Origin of the sequence: Sutcliffiella tianshenii (assembly GCF_016908565.1) — a bacterium.
GTDB lineage: Bacteria > Bacillota > Bacilli > Bacillales > Bacillaceae_I > Sutcliffiella_A > Sutcliffiella_A tianshenii.
In genome coordinates, this window is sequence record NZ_JAFBED010000012.1 from 23,817 (window position 1) to 39,873 (window position 16,057).

General features: G+C 45.4%; 17 protein-coding genes, 1 riboswitch and 1 other annotated feature. Of the genes, 4 read left to right on the forward strand and 13 right to left on the reverse strand.

Annotation, left to right across the window (positions count from 1 at the left end):
• Positions 1-28: 28 nt before the first annotated feature.
• From JOC95_RS18655 to corA, 4 genes are all read right to left on the reverse strand, one after another.
• Complete coding sequence (locus tag JOC95_RS18655; RefSeq protein WP_204419001.1) at positions 29-1,042, reverse strand: sensor histidine kinase; 1,014 nt, start codon at positions 1,040-1,042, stop codon at positions 29-31.
• Positions 1,035-1,733: a response regulator transcription factor gene (locus tag JOC95_RS18660; protein WP_204419003.1), complete on the reverse strand. Its 699-nt coding sequence runs from the start codon at positions 1,731-1,733 to the stop codon at positions 1,035-1,037. The genes JOC95_RS18655 and JOC95_RS18660 overlap by 8 nt, the downstream gene beginning before the upstream one ends.
• 108 nt (positions 1,734-1,841) lie before the next feature.
• Positions 1,842-2,135 (reverse strand): hypothetical protein, encoded by a 294-nt coding sequence (locus JOC95_RS18665; RefSeq protein WP_204419005.1) that lies wholly within the window; start codon positions 2,133-2,135, stop codon positions 1,842-1,844.
• Positions 2,136-2,291: 156 nt separating this feature from the next.
• On the reverse strand, positions 2,292-3,251 hold the full coding sequence (corA, locus tag JOC95_RS18670) for a magnesium/cobalt transporter CorA (RefSeq protein ID WP_204419008.1): 960 nt from the start codon (positions 3,249-3,251) through the stop codon (positions 2,292-2,294).
• A 151-nt stretch (positions 3,252-3,402) separates the two neighbouring features.
• Here corA and JOC95_RS18675 point away from each other — a divergent pair, with 151 nt between their 5' ends.
• Entirely contained in the window at positions 3,403-4,227 is an 825-nt protein-coding gene (locus JOC95_RS18675; protein WP_204419010.1) for a MerR family transcriptional regulator, read from the forward strand.
• A 40-nt stretch (positions 4,228-4,267) separates the two neighbouring features.
• Here the strand turns inward: JOC95_RS18675 and JOC95_RS18680 are convergent, their stop codons facing one another.
• From JOC95_RS18680 to JOC95_RS18695, 4 genes are read right to left on the reverse strand one after another with little or no spacing between them, the layout of a single operon-like run.
• Complete coding sequence (locus JOC95_RS18680) at positions 4,268-5,257, reverse strand: aliphatic sulfonate ABC transporter substrate-binding protein (RefSeq protein WP_204419012.1); 990 nt, start codon at positions 5,255-5,257, stop codon at positions 4,268-4,270.
• A gap of 2 nt (positions 5,258-5,259) precedes the next feature.
• Positions 5,260-5,979, reverse strand: a complete 720-nt coding sequence (locus tag JOC95_RS18685) for an ATP-binding cassette domain-containing protein (protein WP_338083124.1) — start codon at positions 5,977-5,979, stop codon at positions 5,260-5,262.
• The gene (locus JOC95_RS18690; RefSeq protein WP_204419016.1) at positions 5,979-6,800 is read right to left on the reverse strand and encodes an ABC transporter permease subunit; all 822 of its coding nucleotides are present in this window, start codon (positions 6,798-6,800) and stop codon (positions 5,979-5,981) included. Before JOC95_RS18690 ends, JOC95_RS18685 begins: the two co-directional genes overlap by 1 nt.
• A gap of 14 nt (positions 6,801-6,814) precedes the next feature.
• Positions 6,815-7,384, reverse strand: a complete 570-nt coding sequence (locus JOC95_RS18695; protein ID WP_204419018.1) for a carboxymuconolactone decarboxylase family protein — start codon at positions 7,382-7,384, stop codon at positions 6,815-6,817.
• 139 nt (positions 7,385-7,523) lie between these two features.
• Positions 7,524-7,629, reverse strand: a riboswitch (SAM riboswitch).
• Between the two features lie 189 nt (positions 7,630-7,818).
• Here JOC95_RS18695 and JOC95_RS18700 point away from each other — a divergent pair.
• Positions 7,819-8,025 (forward strand): zinc ribbon domain-containing protein, encoded by a 207-nt coding sequence (locus JOC95_RS18700; protein WP_204419021.1) that lies wholly within the window; start codon positions 7,819-7,821, stop codon positions 8,023-8,025.
• Positions 8,026-8,433: 408 nt separating this feature from the next.
• Here the strand turns inward: JOC95_RS18700 and JOC95_RS18705 are convergent, their stop codons facing one another.
• On the reverse strand, positions 8,434-9,195 hold the full coding sequence (locus tag JOC95_RS18705; RefSeq protein WP_204419024.1) for a class I SAM-dependent methyltransferase: 762 nt from the start codon (positions 9,193-9,195) through the stop codon (positions 8,434-8,436).
• 318 nt (positions 9,196-9,513) lie between these two features.
• On the opposite strand from JOC95_RS18705, the gene JOC95_RS18710 reads away from it, so the two are divergent.
• Positions 9,514-10,377 carry an SDH family Clp fold serine proteinase gene (locus tag JOC95_RS18710; RefSeq protein WP_204419027.1) on the forward strand — a complete coding sequence of 288 codons (864 nt, stop codon included), beginning with the start codon at positions 9,514-9,516 and terminating at the stop codon, positions 10,375-10,377.
• A 64-nt stretch (positions 10,378-10,441) separates the two neighbouring features.
• Here JOC95_RS18710 and JOC95_RS18715 read toward each other — a convergent pair whose 3' ends face one another.
• On the reverse strand, positions 10,442-11,029 hold the full coding sequence (locus tag JOC95_RS18715; protein WP_204419030.1) for a hypothetical protein: 588 nt from the start codon (positions 11,027-11,029) through the stop codon (positions 10,442-10,444).
• Positions 11,029-12,051, reverse strand: a complete 1,023-nt coding sequence (locus tag JOC95_RS18720; protein WP_204419032.1) for a serine hydrolase domain-containing protein — start codon at positions 12,049-12,051, stop codon at positions 11,029-11,031. Before JOC95_RS18720 ends, JOC95_RS18715 begins: the two co-directional genes overlap by 1 nt.
• A 190-nt stretch (positions 12,052-12,241) precedes the next feature.
• Here JOC95_RS18720 and JOC95_RS18725 point away from each other — a divergent pair, with 190 nt between their 5' ends.
• Complete coding sequence (locus JOC95_RS18725) at positions 12,242-13,153, forward strand: ketopantoate reductase family protein (protein WP_204419035.1); 912 nt, start codon at positions 12,242-12,244, stop codon at positions 13,151-13,153.
• 421 nt (positions 13,154-13,574) lie between these two features.
• On the opposite strand, the gene proS is transcribed toward JOC95_RS18725, so the two are convergent.
• Entirely contained in the window at positions 13,575-15,005 is a 1,431-nt protein-coding gene (proS, locus tag JOC95_RS18730) for a proline--tRNA ligase (RefSeq protein WP_204419038.1), read from the reverse strand.
• Between the two features lie 43 nt (positions 15,006-15,048).
• Positions 15,049-15,251, reverse strand: a binding site (T-box leader).
• 43 nt (positions 15,252-15,294) lie between these two features.
• Positions 15,295-16,056 (reverse strand): kanamycin nucleotidyltransferase C-terminal domain-containing protein, encoded by a 762-nt coding sequence (locus JOC95_RS18735; RefSeq protein WP_204419040.1) that lies wholly within the window; start codon positions 16,054-16,056, stop codon positions 15,295-15,297.
• Position 16,057 lies beyond the last annotated feature (1 nt).

A 16,057-nucleotide genomic window follows, 5' to 3' on the forward strand; every position in this document is an offset into this window, starting at 1 on the left:
GGCAACCATTTTCCCCACTAAAAATACCTTACAGTTTTGTAAGGTATCGGATGGTGACCGCGGTTCCTTTTGTTACTTCCGATTCAATGCTGATTGTGTGGTTCAGCTTGTCGGCAATTTTCCTGCAGAGGTAAAGGCCGATTCCTGAAGAGTTCCGGAACGTTCTCCCGTTTTCACCTGTAAAGAATGACTCAAAGACCCGCTCCACGTCATATGGCGGGATTCCAGCCCCTTCATCGATAATGGAAAGCAGCGTATCTGTACCAACCTTCTCCACGACGAGCCTCAGCTTTTTGGTGCCACTCTTCAAACTTGAATACTTAATCGCATTTGAGATGACCTGTTCGAGCATCACTTCATTCCATTTAGGATCCGTGATAATGGATGTTGCCTCCTCCTCACATTCAATTGTAGGAAAAATAGAATGATAGATAAGTTCACTTTTTCTACTATTGATGATTTTACGCAAGGATGAAAGCAGGTCCACCCCCTGGACTTCCAGGTCATTTTCAAAGCTGTCCATCCTGATCATCGTCAAGCCTTGTTCGATGGAGTTATGTAATCTCCTGTTCTCGAACTGGACCTTCTCCAGCACCCCAGGATTATCCTGGGTTTGCAACTCATTCTGAATCATCAATTCCATCACGGACACCGGCGTCTTGAGATGGTGCATCCAATGGGAAAGAAAGTAGAGCCTTTCCTTGTTCTGCTCCTTGAGGTCGTTCACGGCGCTTGAATGTTCACGCTCTGTCTTCTGGATCCAATGTTGAAACGACTTTTGTTCTTCGGTGTGTGGTTGAAATTCAGCAGGTTGATTTTGGATCATCTCCTCTAGGGCCTGATTCGGTTGATAATAGCGGAACCAATCCACTACCAGGTAGACCGCCAGCAGGAATCCCCCTATCGACAGCGGATACCATACCTCCGTGTTTGCAGGCTCGCTCAGGTGGAAAAATGCAACAACGGAAACCATATTGAAAAGATAAAAAAGAATGAGAACAACTCGATCCCTCAGGAATTTTTTGAAAACGCTCTTACCCATTGGATTCACCAGGGACACTCAGCATATAGCCTACCCCTCTTTTGCTCGTGATGACGTTCGGCAAGCCGAGTGATGCGAGCTTCTGCTTGATCCGCGTCATGTTGACGGTCAACGTATTATCATCGACAAACGTCACTGTATCCCACACTTCTTCCATCAAGCTCTCCCGCGAAATATATGTATGATGCTGTTCCATCAGCTTTTTCAACAGCTTGAATTCGTTTTTGCTAAGATCAAGCTTCTGATCTTTGAAATTTACGCTAAGCGTGTGATTATCCACGCTCAGTGATTCCACCGACACATTTGCATTTTCCTGTCCTGCATATTCCCCATATGTACGTCGTATCGCTGCTTTCACCTTCGAATGCAGGATCTCAAACGTAAAAGGCTTTGTTATATAATAATCGGCACCAAGCTCGATCGCCATAATCTGATCCATTTCCGAGCTTCTTGCAGAAATGATGATGATCGGCACCTTCGACTGCTGGCGAATGCTCCTGCATAAAAAATAACCATCATAATATGGCAGATTAATATCCAATAAAACCAGGTCCGGCTGAACCGCCGTAAATTCCGCGACGATATTACGGAAATCCGTCGGGGCATGCACCTCATACCCGTACCGTCCCAAGTGTTCGCTTATCAGCTCACTCAGCTGCCCATCATCTTCAATAAGCATTAATCTGTGCATGGTAAAACTCCTTTTTTAAAAAGCATGGTTCTGGTAGATTGGTAGATGTTTGCTACAGGTATATTTTAGCAGAAACCGGACCTATTTGATTAAATCATGATGATTTGATCAATTCGGTTTATTATCTATTAAAAACTCGATCAAATCGTCTTGATTATGCGTCCTAAACACGATTTTCTCATGATCGAACACAACGAAGGTCGGGGTTCTATCAATCTCCAAAAAGTCGTATTCATCCCTGATAAATTTGAGCGACTCCTCATGCCACATGGACTGCACATGATGGATGGAATGCTCTTCAAGCAAATCAAATGTGATGGTATCGACTTTTCCCGCTACAAAAATGGCATATTTATTCTCGTCTTCTGCTACGAGATTCTGCATTTTCTCATTGCGTTCCATGAAAGAACACCCTGACATGAAAATAATAGTAAATAGGATAATTATTAGATGATGATTTTTCATTGTGACCTCCTCCATAAAAAAAAACCGCCTTTACCAGGCAGCCTTCACCATATATTACATTCTACAGAGAGCCGTTTTTTCCTTCTGAAAATGTCACTTGAACCATCCCTTCATCCTAAACCAGATATACAAGCTCACTCCCATAACCGCCATGACACCAAGCGCAACAAAGTATCCGTAATGATATCTCAGCTCGGGCATGTTCTCGAAGTTCATTCCATAGATTCCTGCAATAAAGGTCAACGGAGCGAAAATGGATGTGATGATGGTCAGGACCTTCATGACATTGTTTGATTGATGAGAGTTCAAGGACAGATAATTGTCCCTGATATCTGCCGTCAACTCCCTGTTGTTCGTCACCATTTCGGATAGCTTCAGGAGGTGGTCATAGATATCAGAGAAATATTCCTTTCTTTTCAAGACGCCACTCAGACGATGAGAATTCAGCATCCGGTAGAGCAGGTCGCGCATTGGATTGATCGTATGCCTCAGGTTCAAGAGCGCATATCTTGTATCGAACAGCTCCTCCATCAATTGGTTCATCGACTTGTCCTGGGTATTGTCCTCGATCTTATCAAGCTGATCTTCCATTTTATATAGGAAAGGAAAATAATTATCCACGACATTGTCCAGGACTTCATAGAAGACGTAATGCTCATCCCATTTCTTCACGTTTTTCGGACTCGTCATCAAATTGTCCCACACATCATCCACCTCTTTGGAAGGGGCATGATGGAAGGTGACGACCAATTTATCCCCCAAAAAGAAATTCAATTCCTCTTTCATGATCTCTTCATCCTTTTCCTCGATGCAATGTGTCACATAAAAGGTGTGGTCATCATAGTAATCGAGCTTCGGACGCTGCAATCTATGTATACAATCCTCAATCGCCAGGGGATGGAAATGGAATGTCGTCTCCAAATGTCCGATCTCCGCATCTGTAGGCTGATTAAAATCAACCCAGACCCATTTATAGGCATTCACATCCAAGTTATCTATCGAAATATCTTTATCTAATTGATGATCCTTTGTCATTCCGGCAATCCGTATCATACAATCTTCCTCTCGCTGTTTCTTTCCTTTACTTATACCCCTTTTCAGGAAAATTAAAATCAGGCGTTGACTCTTGGGTTACCCAAGACCCTATACTTAAGATAGACGGCAGAGGTGCACATCTGTAAAGTCTGCTTGGAGGAGTGAGAGCATGTTTAAAATCGGGGAATTTGCAAAGCTGAGTGGCTTGTCCATTCATACGTTATACCATTATGAGGGCATAGGCCTGATCGAGCCAAGCTTTGTTGATCCGCATACCAATTATCGATATTATGACGCGGGTCAGCTCGTGTTGATCAATAAAATCGCTGCGCTGAAGGATGCTGGATTCTCACTTGGGGAAATCGTGAAGGTTCTTTTGGACACGCCTGTCAACAAGGAACTCATCCCTATGCTTGAATCAAAAGCCGAGTCCCTGGAAAAATTGCTCGAGCAGGAAACCAACAGACTCGAACGTCTCCGTACCAACATTTTTCTTATAAAAAACGGAGGGGTACCGATGATGAATGACATCTCAATCAAAAAAGTGGAGCCGATATTAGTGGCATCCATCAGGGAAGAGTTTAAAGAAGAGAGCTTTGATGCATTTTGCGAAAGACTGTGGGGGCAGGTAAACGATCACATTGACCGTTCAGAAGCCAAGCGGACCATCCCCTGTATGACGATATACCATTCAGGCTTGTATGTTCACACGGATTCTGCCATCGATCTCGAGGTTGCAGAGCCGATCACGAAAGTGATTCCCGGGAATGCAACAGTGAAGGTGCACGAGCTGCCAGCCGTGGAAAAGATGGCATGTGTGGTGCATAAAGGACCCTTTTCCACTATCGGAGAAACATCGCGTGCCTTGTTTGAGTGGATTGCAGAGAACAGGTACAACGTGATGGGACCTGTACGTGAAATCTACCACAAGGGCGACTGGGTGACCGAGGATACGAATGAGTATGTGACAGAGCTGCAGGTGCCGATTGAATAGCAGGAAAAAACCCACCGCAATTCAGGTGGGTTTGCTTGTTTTACTCTATCCCTTCCGGCAGCCAATCCGGATCTAGTTCCACGGCATCTGATATATTTATCCCATTCGGGAACAGTCCTATTCCATGGAAGGTATCCGCCAGATCCTGCTGAACCTTTACGGCGTTTTCATCCACCTTCAACACGCCAAAGTCCCTTCTTTCATTCGCGTTAATCAATGGCGCCTCATCGAGATTAAGCTCTTCCGCAAGAATTTCTGCTACCTCTTTTTTGTTTTTGTTTGCCCATTGGTTGGACTTCTCCAATTCCTCCAAAATGATTTTTACAAGCTCCGGATTGTCTTCCAGAATCTCTTCGGAACCGAAATAGAAGGTTCTATTCTCCGTTAACCCTTCCCCATTCACAATTGTTTTAGTATCAAATAAACTTTCAACAATGGATAGATAAGGATCCCATGTTCCCAGGACATCGATCTTATCCGATGAAAAAGCGGCTGATCCTTCAGCGGCGTCCGCATAGTAGACAACATCTACATCATTTTCCGATAATCCTTCTTTCTCCAGTGCCTTCAACAAAAGATAATGCATGTTCCCGCCTTTTGTCACCCCTACTTTTTTACCTTTCAAATCTGTAACTTTCTCAATTCCTGAATCCTTCTTCGCTACAAGGGCGACCCCTTTAGGGTAGGGCGTTTCAGAAGCAGCATATTGGATCGGCTTTCCACCAGCTTGGGAAAAGACACTATTCGCATCCGAAGCATGACCAAAATCGATATGACCTGCATGCAAAGCTTCCAACAAGGCTGTTCCGATGGAAAAGACCTTCCATTCCACCTCATAGCCCTCCTCCTTCAGTCTGTCATCCAGATTCCCCCTTGCTTTAAGAATGTTCAGCGTGTTGCCTTTCTGATAGCCGATAATCACCTTTTTCTCAGCACCAGCTGCATCCCCGCCCGTACTGTCCGAGGAACCACACGCTACTGCTACCAATAAGCTTGCAATCGCAATTAATGTTAATAAAATCCTCTTCATCTCTACACTCCTTCTCCCTTATCCAAAATTCTTTCAAGAATCATGTTCTCATAAACTGTAAACCTCGCATCCTTTACACGGGGACGCTGCAAATCAATTTTCACATCCAAGGAGATTCCTCCATCTTCTATCAGGACGACCCGGTCAGCGAGAATGATCGCTTCACTGACATCATGTGTCACCAATATCGAGGTGAAGCGCTGCTGCTTCCAAAGCTGTTCAATCAGTGATTGCATTTCAATTCTTGTTAAGGCATCCAGTGCACCCAGCGGTTCATCAAATAGAATCAGATCCGGATCTCCTGCCAAAGCCCGGGCAAGTGATACCCTCTGCTTCTGTCCGCCTGATAAAACCCCAGGCCACTCGCTGCTTTTTTCAAGCAGGCCCACATTACCCAAAGCCTGCTCCGCTTTGGTGCGGTCGGAATTTCCAACCCTGACGTTGGTCAGCACGTCTTTCCATGGGAGCAGCCTCGCATCCTGGAACATCATTCTTGTTGTTTCCTGCACTCCTTTTACTTCCTTGCTGTTGAAGGTGATTACTCCCCCTGTTACGCTCTCCAATCCCGCTATCGTTCGAAGGAGGGTGCTCTTCCCACAGCCGCTTTTACCCACAATGGCTACAAACTCTCCTGGTTTCACATGGAAATTGATATCCTTCAGAACTTTTAACGAACCAAAGCTTTTGTCCAGATGTTGAATATTGATCTCTACTCCTGCCACTATAACGCTCTCCTTTTCAACTTTCTTGTCGAACGTTTCTTGCTTTTGAAGAAATTGGGATGCCATTGCAGCCACCTGCGTTCAAGCAAGGTTGCGATGTAGTCTGACAGCTTTCCTAACAACGCATATAAAATGATACTCAGTATCACAATGTCCATCTGTACAAACTCCCTAGCAGAAGTTGCCATATAGCCGATTCCGGAATCAGAACCGATCGTCTCCGCCACAATCAGCGACATCCACATGATCCCCAGGGCATATCTCACCCCGACCAGTATCGAAGGCAATGCTCCGGGAAGAATGATGTTCGTGAACAGCTGCCACGGCTTCAGGCGGTAGATGCGTCCCATTTCAAGCAGTCCCTTATCCACGTTCTTGATTCCATGGAAGGTATTCAAGTAAATGGGAAAAGCCACACCAAGGGCTACCAGAAATATTTTTGCCTCCTCCCCGATCCCATACCAGATAATGACCAATGGAATCAGTGCCAAATGGGGGATGGTCCGGACCATTTGGATAGAAGTATCGAACAATCTTTCAAAAATCAAGAAGGTTCCATTTATCAGACCAAGTACAAGTCCTATCGAGCCTCCTATCAGAAACCCTATCAGTGCCCTCCCTGTACTCACCGCTATGTAGTCGAACAGATCTCCTGACTTGGTGAGTCTGATTGCCCCTTCAACCACACTTAGCGGGGTTGGCAAAAAGTTCTTGGCGATATAACCTGCCTGACCGAGCACCTGCCATACTCCGATAAAGATCATTGGGACCAGCCAAGGAAGAACATGATTCACAAATCTACTATTTTTTCCTTTCCACATTTGAATTCCTCCTGTTACTCACCATAAGCAAGCAATACTTCATCGATGTGCCGGATAGCTGCACCCGCTAACAGGGCTGATGCGATACGGCTTGTTTCCTTGATTTCCTCTTCGCTGATGGACCGGATTACCGCCTGCTCCTTGAACAAGGCGATATGGTAGCGGCTTTTTAAAGCGTAACTAATGGATAACCCTATTAATGTCTTTGTTTTTCCATCCAGGTGGAAACAGTCTTCGTTTATGGGATATGTAAAGAACTCTTCTGCACTTAAGGAAGAAAACTCTCGTAAGTGCTCTTCATCATCAGGCAAAGGGTATGCCTGTATCGACGCCGAAATCACCGCAGCTTCCACCAGCTCTTCCACACTTGCTCCTGCCTCTTTTGCTTTTTTTGTATGATAATCTACACAATAGCTACATTTTGTTACATGAGTAACTGCCACCGCAATGATTTCCTTGGTCTTTGGATCAAGTGAACCTCCCGACCATACTTCATCTGCAAAATTGCGATATTTCCTGAATGGTTTCGGCGCTTTTTTCAAAGCCTTCCCTAAATTCGTGCGAACCTCTTGATATGTAGCCATACTGTTTACCCCTCCCGATTTTTCGAGCATCAAAATATAATTAAACTTATATGTTTGGTTGGTTTAAGTTATGCACATTTCCCCCCAATAAAAAAACCCCCTTCCAATAAATAAGAAGAGGGTTCATTAAAAAATCCCCTTCTCATCTTCCAGAGCATGCTCTGTTGGAATTAGCACCATTCAATCCTTCGATTGCGGTTGCTGAGGTTTCGCAGGGCCAGACCCTCCACCTCTCTTGATAAGAAGTAATTCGTATTTAATTTTATTCCAAGTTAACAGGTAAGTTTAATTGTTTATCAGCATAACAGGTATTTATTTACTTTACAAGAACTTTTTCAATTTTTCTAACTTTTTATCTATCCAGTTTGAAACCTCCTTACACCCTCTGCGTAATAACTACTACAGAGGGAAAATTATTCAAGGAGGAATTTTACATGAAAGAAAAAGGCTGTATCAAATGTGGCTCCACCAGCGCAGGAACAAAGGAGATCGCCACTACCGGAACAGGGCTTTCCAAAATGTTCGATATCCAGCATAACCGCTTCATCGTCGTATTCTGCAAGAACTGCGGCTACTCGGAATTCTATAACAAGGACACCTCCACCGCTTCGAATGTGATCGACTTCTTTTTTGGCGGGTGAGGATTTCTCCGCTACTGCTTGGTGTGGTAGCGGGTTTTATGATTCGGTTCATCTGAATCTTTTACTTAGGCAGGCCTTTCCTTTAACGAATAACCAGCAAAGGAAGAATAAGCGGAGTTTCTCCGGTTAAATGCAAAGTATAGCCTGTTTCAGGGGAAATAAGGGAAGTTTTTCCGCTTACGCACACTAAAACCACCCGTTTTTAAATTTTTCGAGCAAATAGGCGGAATTTCTCCGCCTATTTCAGCTTTTTTTTAAAGTAATTTCTAATTAAGCGGAATTTCTCCGCCTATTATTATCCTAAATAACTAGATGAAGGAATCAGCTGCAAGATCAACCAAATCGAAAACGAACTGTAAATGATAGTAGACCTGATTTTGTAATTTTATCCTGGTGACGCCTTTCTTCCTAAATTGGCTCAGCTTTTATAATGAACCTCTCCTGAGTAACATCAAAATAGCCCTTTGACTCGATCTTGCGGTGGATCCCGTAAAGCTGTTCCATATAATCGCCCATTTCAAAGTCCGGGATTTGCCAGGGAATGGCCTTCAGGTAATAGACCAATGCCCCGACGTCATAGAAGCGCTGAACTGGGGTTTCCTCTTTGGCGAAGACTACTCGGAACCCGTTGTCCTCGAGTTCTTTTTTAGCAAAATCTAGCTGCCAATGAAGATATTCCTGGTTGAGCGGAATTCCGAGTGCCTCATTGATCTCGGCACAATCCGCTCCTCCTACCTGTTGCGTCAGAAAAATCCCATTTTCCGAAATGACCCTTCTCACCTCTTGTGCAGAGTATGCTTCATGCTTGTTGATGATAAGATCAAACTGCCCATTTGTAAAAGGCAGCAGGTTGTCCTCGTCTACCTCTACCACGGTTACCCCCAATGGATGGAGCCGCTTTTTGGAGATGGGAAAATTGGGTTTGTATCCTTCCGTTGCGAACACGGAATGTGGAAACGGCTGGAGTTTGGCAAGAAGCTCTCCGCCTCCTGTCCCCATATCAAGCAAGCTTGTCGCTTCCGTGATCAACTTTTTCGCCATGCTGCCGTAAGACCAGGATAGTAGACTTGCAGCCATACGTCCTGTATCCGTCACATAGGAAAAATCCCAGCCGGAAAAATCCTGTTCGGCCTCTTTTAAATAGTGGATGAATGATTTGTCATTTATCATGGATTACCTCCAATTTTAGTTTGCTTTGTTTAGGCCAGCCCGCCGGAGGTCCGCGGCTGCGTTTTTATATATCATGCTCCAATAGATTCATAGTGAGCAGTCCTTTCTTCTTTATCTCCTTCTAATATACCAAATGTTCCGACTGCTTTCTGCCGCATAAAAATAAATATTTCCAGCCACCTGTTTTATATTCCCTTGCATCCGACCATATTGATACTAAGACTCTGTGAAAATATCAGTTCTAAGGTCCATTTTTTTCACATATACAGGTATTAACTCTTGCTATGGGACAAGCAATCGAATTGGAGGGGAAATCTTATGAGGGATTTAAAAGCCTTGGAAAGCTTGCGTGGCACAAGCATCCTTGTCATGGTAAGCGGCATTTATGAAGATGTCCTGGAACCGCTCGCGAGGCATCTTGAGGCTATGGAGGAATCGGAAGGTCTATCACTCTTTTTACGGACCGGTGGCGGGGATACAACCACGGCATTTAACATAGTGAATCTGATCAAGCAATATTTCAAAGAGTTTGAGATTATCATCCCGACTGTGGCCCATAGTGCAGGAACACTCTTGACACTCGGGGCAAGCAGGCTAGTCATGGCCAAGCAGGCATCCTTAAGCCCATTTGATCCATCTGTCCGGAATGACCGCATCAACGATGGCATGAATATAAGCTGGCGCGATGTTAGTTATTTTATGTCCAGCGCACGCGAAAGCTTCAACCTGTCGATTTCCGCGGATCCAGCGCAGCCACTGCAAGCACTTATAGAAAATCAGGTTCACCCTTTACTGCTGGGACATGCGGAAAGAACCGTCTCGCAGATCAGGACGTATGCCCCCCTTCTGCTGGGCAACCGCCACAACCGGCCTGCCGAAGAGATCATCCATCATTTTCTGGAATCCAATACACACCATAACTTCCGGTTCTATCGGGATGAGGTCAGTCGCATAGGGCTAAACGTTGTGCATCCCACCAAGGTGGAAGAAAAACTGATCCTATCCATTTTTGAAGACATCTCAAAGGAGCTCGATCTGAATAACCATGAAAACAAACGGGGTCATGTAAAGGCGCTGATTCAGTCTAGTAAATACGGCAGGTCAGTCTGCATCAACACCAAGGAATTTGAAGGTTGGATGGATGAAGATGAAAGATTTACGAAGGCGAAATTATTGTCCTGACGGAAAGGAAGGCATGTCGTTTGGGAGACATGCCTTCTTTTTATTTTGAGGAAAATATAGCCATCTAATCAAGTTGTGCAAACCCGATTATCTTAAAGTCAAATCCCTCTTTTGCAAACGTATACTGATACGTTTTTTCCCCTTCAGGTTGTTCAGCTTGGATTAACAACTCATACTGGGAATAGTTCCTTTTGAAATCTAATACTTCTATATTTTCCAAACTACCAATATTGGGGTAGGATTCCGTAATGATATAGTGAGCAACCATTTCCTTGACAACTGCACCCTCCGCCAGCTTTTCCAGTTCCTTGGCGCTAAGATCCGGGCTGGCTAGCTGGTGATACATCTCGATTTTTTCGATCCCGACCTCTTTCAAATAATTTTCAGGATAAAAATACGGCGCAAAGAATTCATGTGCAAAGAAAAGTATAAGAAGAATGCTGGCGATGACTTCAATCCGAAACCTATAGCGAAGCGTTTTCAGCCATTTATTCAATCTAACAACAGTCAGCACTATTGTAATGATTGCTAGAAGATAAATCACAAGCTCAACGAAACGATTTATTATAAGAAAACTGAAGTATTGATCCACACTATAGAAAAGGAAGAACAAAAATACGGTCACTAAAAATAGAAAAACTTTATTGAGCATTATTTTCCCCTTTCAAAATATTCTTCAGCGACAGCCATCAGCTTATGTGGTCCTGCACCTCTATTCGAAGAAATAACCAATATGCTGCCTGAATCCGGATAGTAACCGGAGGCAAAGCTTACACCGGGATCATATCCCATCACATGATACTTATATATCGCATCGTTTCGTTTGTCGATCCATATACCGTATCCGTAATATTCATCTTTCCCAACCTCTACATGAGGAGTGAGGAGCAGGCTTGTGATTTCTTCATTCAATAATTCCCGTTCCATCAAGGCTGTCCAAAGCTTCGCCATATCAGGTGCTGTAATATAAGCCCCGCCATCTGCTCCACCTTTAACTGGTAACGAATAAATATTGCTTCTCCAGGTTCCGTCTTCGTTATCTATATAGCCTGTCGCTGTATCGGCAGGTAGCTGGTCGAAGGAGAAATATCCGGAGTCTTTCATCTCGCATGGGAGAAAAATATTCTGCTCGACATAACGAGTAAAGCTTTCCCTGGTGACGCGTTCAACCACCATGCCCAATAAAACAAATCCGGCATTATTGTAATGGAATCTCTCACCAGGCGTGAACATCATTTCACCGTGCTGGAACATCGGCAAAAAATCTTCCATTTGCCTTATCTGATACATCGGTCTGCCTTTCCAGAGATCCTCATAATCCTCCATTTCCTCTTCTTCAAAATAATCCGGTATTCCCGATGTATGCGTTAAAAGGTGATGCACCGTAATACCCTTATCAAAATGAGGAAAATCACTGAACGTCAGCACTTCACTGATCTTCGTCTCGAATGAAAGCTTCCCCTCCTGGACCAGGCGGCCTATTGCGATTGCGGTAAAAAGCTTGCAGCCAGAAGCAATCCCGAATCTGGTTTCCACCTTATTTGGCAATCTATCAGACCGGTTGGCATATCCATGAACAGATTTATATACAACTCCATTTTTGTCCTGCCTCCATACAACACCAGAAAAATCTATCTCTCTGGCTTTTTCCTCTATTACATTATGTATCTTCATTCATTCACACATCCTATTGTTTTGTTCCAATGGCAGGTGGTTAGGTGCTCACTAACAATATTACCATATTATTCATAAGTGATTTCATTCATCTCTACCAACAACCCAAATATTCCGAACCTTATCTGCAACAGTTCCTCCCATTCCCTGATACAATAGTAAATATAGAATGCCGAAGGGGGAACTCTCTATGAAAATACTTGTTGTTGGTGCAGGGGCAGTCGGCGGCTACTTTGGCGGCAGGCTGTTGGAAAAAGGCGAAGACGTGACGTTTTTGGTAAGGGAAAAGCGGAAAAAGCAGCTGGAGGCGACCGGCCTGGTCATCAAAAGCGTGCATGGGGATGCAGTATTGCAGCCTTCGCTCATAACAAGCGGTCAACAAGTGGAAGCCTATGACGTCATTTTGTTATCCATGAAGGCTTATCACTTGGAGGCTGCGATTGCGGACTGCATGCCGTATGTCGGACCGCAGACGATGGTTGTTCCGTTGTTGAACGGGATTTCACATGTGAACAAGTTGGTTACCGCTTTTGATGAAAAGAATGTCCTCGGTGGCCTGTGCTTTGTGGAAGCGACGCTAGATTCAGAGGGCAGCATCGTGCAGACAAGCGGCATCCATGATCTCGTTTTCGGGGAACGCATTGGAGAACAGACCGAGCGAGTGTTAAAGCTTGCGGAAGTGTTTGACGGAACGAAGAGTAATTTTGTCCTATCCGAAAATATCAATCGGGATATGTGGCATAAGTATCTGTTTATCGCCACTTTGGCTGGTGTGACGACGCTGTTCCGCTCCCCGATAGGGCCAATCAGGGAAGATTATCTGGGAGCTGCAACCATAAAAGATACCTTGCATGAAGTGGCAGCCGTGATGCGCAGTGTCGATGCACCGATTGCGGAAAATATCGTGCAGCTGAACTGGGACAAACTCCACAGCATCGAAGCCGGCATGAAATCCTCCATGCAGCGTGACATGGAAAAAGGATTATCCGTTGAGGCGGACCACTTTTTCGGATATTTGCTTGGGATAGCGGCAAACAAAGAGATTTCTGTCCCGACTTTGGAAAAAATCTACGCCAATTTACGGATTTATGATGGGCAATAGCGGTTTGAAGGGTGCTTCCTGGGGGACAGGGGCACCTTTCTATTATTTTTAAGTAGGTAATTAAGGGGTTTTAATTGGTTTGAACTTGGTTGAACTTTCGATTACCGGGATTATTCGATCCAAAATCATGAATAATCTATCCACTTCATGCAGTAATCTGTCCAAAACCCACCGCAATCTATCCACTCTTCGCATCATTCTGTCAACTATACAAAAAATGGAAAACCCTAGCTGCCCAAAACCGTATTTAGAAAAAAGAAAGCGAACCCTCACACAAAATAGTGCGACAGTCCGCCAAACCTTCGCATGCATGAAGCTAAACCCGAAACCGAAAAACAAAGTTACCTAAAACCTTATTCCAACAAAAAAACGACCTCCCACACAAAAAGTACGGGATGTCGCCCTCATTCTTCCTCATGCCCTAGTAAGCCTTCGCCCAATATACCATTTGCTTCGCTTTCTCACCGCAGCACACGCACTCCTCGGAGAGCTGTTCCTGCTCAAACGGCATGCAGCGCGAGGTTGCGCTCGTTTCTTCCTTGATCTTGTCCTCGCAGCTCTGCTCGCCGCACCACATCGCCTTGATGAAGCCAGCCTTTTCCTCGAGCTGTATCTTGAACTCGTCAAAATTCACTGCGACACTTGTCTTCTCCTCGCGATGCTGCCTTGCTTTTTCCAGCAGGCTGTTTTGGATATCCTCAAGCAAGGAGGCAATCGTCTCTTCCAATCCATCCATCGCAACAGTCAGCTTCTCACCCGTATCACGGCGCACGAGCACGACCTGGTTCTGTTCGATATCGCGAGGGCCTGCTTCAAGGCGAAGTGGGATTCCCTTCATTTCATACTCATTGAATTTCCACCCTGGCTTCTTGTCGCTCGCATCAATGCCGACGCGGAAATGACCAGACAGACGCTCCTTCAGGTCATAGGCAAAATCAAGCACTCCCTCTTTATGCTGTGCGATCGGAACGATCATCAGCTGTGTCGGTGCAATCCGCGGCGGGACGACCAAGCCGCGGTCATCGCCGTGGACCATGATCATCGCGCCGATGATGCGCGTCGTAAAGCCCCATGAGGTCTGCTGGACATACTGCTGCTTGCCTTCGCGGTCAAGGAACTGGATGCCGAACGCCTTCGCAAAACCGTCACCAAGATGGTGGGATGTTGCGGATTGAAGCGCCTTTCCATCATGCATCAAGCTCTCGATCGTGTAAGTATGCTTCGCTCCGGCAAACTTCTCCTTCTCCGTTTTCTGGCCCTTCACGACCGGAATCGCGAGGAACTGTTCGCAAATCTCAGCATACACCTCGAGCATCTTCACCGTTTCCTCCTGTGCAAGCTCATCTGTCTCATGGCATGTGTGCCCCTCCTGCCACAGGAACTCAAGCGTGCGAAGGAATGGTCGGGTCGTCTTCTCCCAACGCACCACATTCGCCCATTGGTTGTACAGCTTCGGCAGATCACGATAGGAATGGATGATGTTTTTATAGTGCTCGCCAAACAGAACCTCGGATGTCGGGCGCACAACCAGGCGCTCCGCGAGCTTCTCGTCACCGCCATGCGTCACCCAAGCCACTTCCGGTGCAAAGCCTTCGATATGATCCTTTTCTTTTTGCAAAAGGCTCTCCGGAATGAAAAGCGGCATATAAACATTTTCATGTCCCGTCTCCTTGATGCGGCGGTCCAGCTCATTCCTGATATTTTCCCATAGCGCATAGCCGTAAGGACGGATGATCATCGACCCGCGCACACTTGAATAGTCCACAAGCTCCGCCTTTGTCACGACATCGGTATACCACTGCGCGAAATCCTCATCCATACCGGTAATTCTCTCTACAAACTTCTTGCTCATTCCAAACACCCTCTTTTATTAAAATAAAAAAAGCCACGCTCGTATAAGGGACCATTTCTGGCGGTACCACCCTCATTCAAAGCATCGCTTTACACTCTTCCATGGTAACGGTTTTGAACCGCTGCATCTTCAATCGATACAGAACTCCGAGGCAGGTTCGGATGAACATCCATAGGCACCTTTCACCAATCGGCACCCTCTCTAAATAGACGCGACCATCCTACTGGTCCTCTTCCACGTTTTCATATTTGAAAAGATTATATCCACTTTGGTATGTATTGTCAATATTCTAAAAAGGAAGCTCATGCGACTTATAGTCGATGCCCATCTCATCAAACCAAGAATTGAGTCCGGTCCATAAATTTTCACAGAGCAAATAAAGGGTTTCTTTATCACGAATATCCCCAGTCTCAAGAAACTCCACTAGCTCCCGGTATCCCGATGGCTTTGACTCCAAATCCAGCGACTCTTCAAAGGTCCTGGCCCTTGTCGTGTAATATGCTCGGTTCGCAAGGCCAATCAATTTTGCAGTCTGCCAGGCTAGGTCTCTTGCCCCCATCTGGATGTACCGAAAATTGCCGTTTTCATGATTGTTCCTTATTTTGCCCATCGTTTCATACGGCTCCCAGATCATGAATGTCCGCATCATCTCGCGCACCGATTCCTTCTTTGCCTGAAACGGCACGCTCTTCAATTGTTCAAAAATACCTTCCGGATCATGTATGGCCAGAACATTGACGAATGACCCTGCCCAGATGGACCAGCTATCATCGACCCTGGCTGCCCGTTCAAAAAGCTTGCTCTTCTCACGGCAACTGAGCTCCAGCTTGAATTTGCCATATATGAATTCTTGAACCGGAATCGATACGCCGTCCTTTGTCACCACGTGCATCTCGATATCGGAATGACGGCCCTCTTTTTGATAGGCTGTGGATCCGTAGACGCCAACCGCAATGATGTCCTCCCCGTACCTATCCATCAACCTATCCGTAACGGTCCGGATCATCTTCATCTTCTCTTCCCTTGAAGTGGGTGAAGGGTATGCCAGCATG

Bases quoted from the DNA above. Each gene is read 5' to 3' on its own strand.
- JOC95_RS18655 (WP_204419001.1), bottom strand. From the start codon at position 1,042: ATGGGTAAGAGCGTTTTCAAAAAATTCCTGAGGGATCGAGTTGTTCTC.
- JOC95_RS18660 (WP_204419003.1), bottom strand. From the start codon at position 1,733: ATGCACAGATTAATGCTTATTGAAGATGATGGGCAGCTGAGTGAGCTG.
- JOC95_RS18665 (WP_204419005.1), bottom strand. From the start codon at position 2,135: ATGGAACGCAATGAGAAAATGCAGAATCTCGTAGCAGAAGACGAGAAT.
- corA (WP_204419008.1), bottom strand. From the start codon at position 3,251: ATGATACGGATTGCCGGAATGACAAAGGATCATCAATTAGATAAAGAT.
- JOC95_RS18675 (WP_204419010.1), top strand. From the start codon at position 3,403: ATGTTTAAAATCGGGGAATTTGCAAAGCTGAGTGGCTTGTCCATTCAT.
- JOC95_RS18680 (WP_204419012.1), bottom strand. From the start codon at position 5,257: ATGAAGAGGATTTTATTAACATTAATTGCGATTGCAAGCTTATTGGTA.
- JOC95_RS18690 (WP_204419016.1), bottom strand. From the start codon at position 6,800: ATGTGGAAAGGAAAAAATAGTAGATTTGTGAATCATGTTCTTCCTTGG.
- JOC95_RS18695 (WP_204419018.1), bottom strand. From the start codon at position 7,384: ATGGCTACATATCAAGAGGTTCGCACGAATTTAGGGAAGGCTTTGAAA.
- JOC95_RS18700 (WP_204419021.1), top strand. From the start codon at position 7,819: ATGAAAGAAAAAGGCTGTATCAAATGTGGCTCCACCAGCGCAGGAACA.
- JOC95_RS18705 (WP_204419024.1), bottom strand. From the start codon at position 9,195: ATGATAAATGACAAATCATTCATCCACTATTTAAAAGAGGCCGAACAG.
- JOC95_RS18710 (WP_204419027.1), top strand. From the start codon at position 9,514: ATGAGGGATTTAAAAGCCTTGGAAAGCTTGCGTGGCACAAGCATCCTT.
- JOC95_RS18715 (WP_204419030.1), bottom strand. From the start codon at position 11,029: ATGCTCAATAAAGTTTTTCTATTTTTAGTGACCGTATTTTTGTTCTTC.
- JOC95_RS18720 (WP_204419032.1), bottom strand. From the start codon at position 12,051: ATGAAGATACATAATGTAATAGAGGAAAAAGCCAGAGAGATAGATTTT.
- JOC95_RS18725 (WP_204419035.1), top strand. From the start codon at position 12,242: ATGAAAATACTTGTTGTTGGTGCAGGGGCAGTCGGCGGCTACTTTGGC.
- proS (WP_204419038.1), bottom strand. From the start codon at position 15,005: ATGAGCAAGAAGTTTGTAGAGAGAATTACCGGTATGGATGAGGATTTC.
- JOC95_RS18735 (WP_204419040.1), bottom strand. From the start codon at position 16,056: ATGCTGGCATACCCTTCACCCACTTCAAGGGAAGAGAAGATGAAGATG.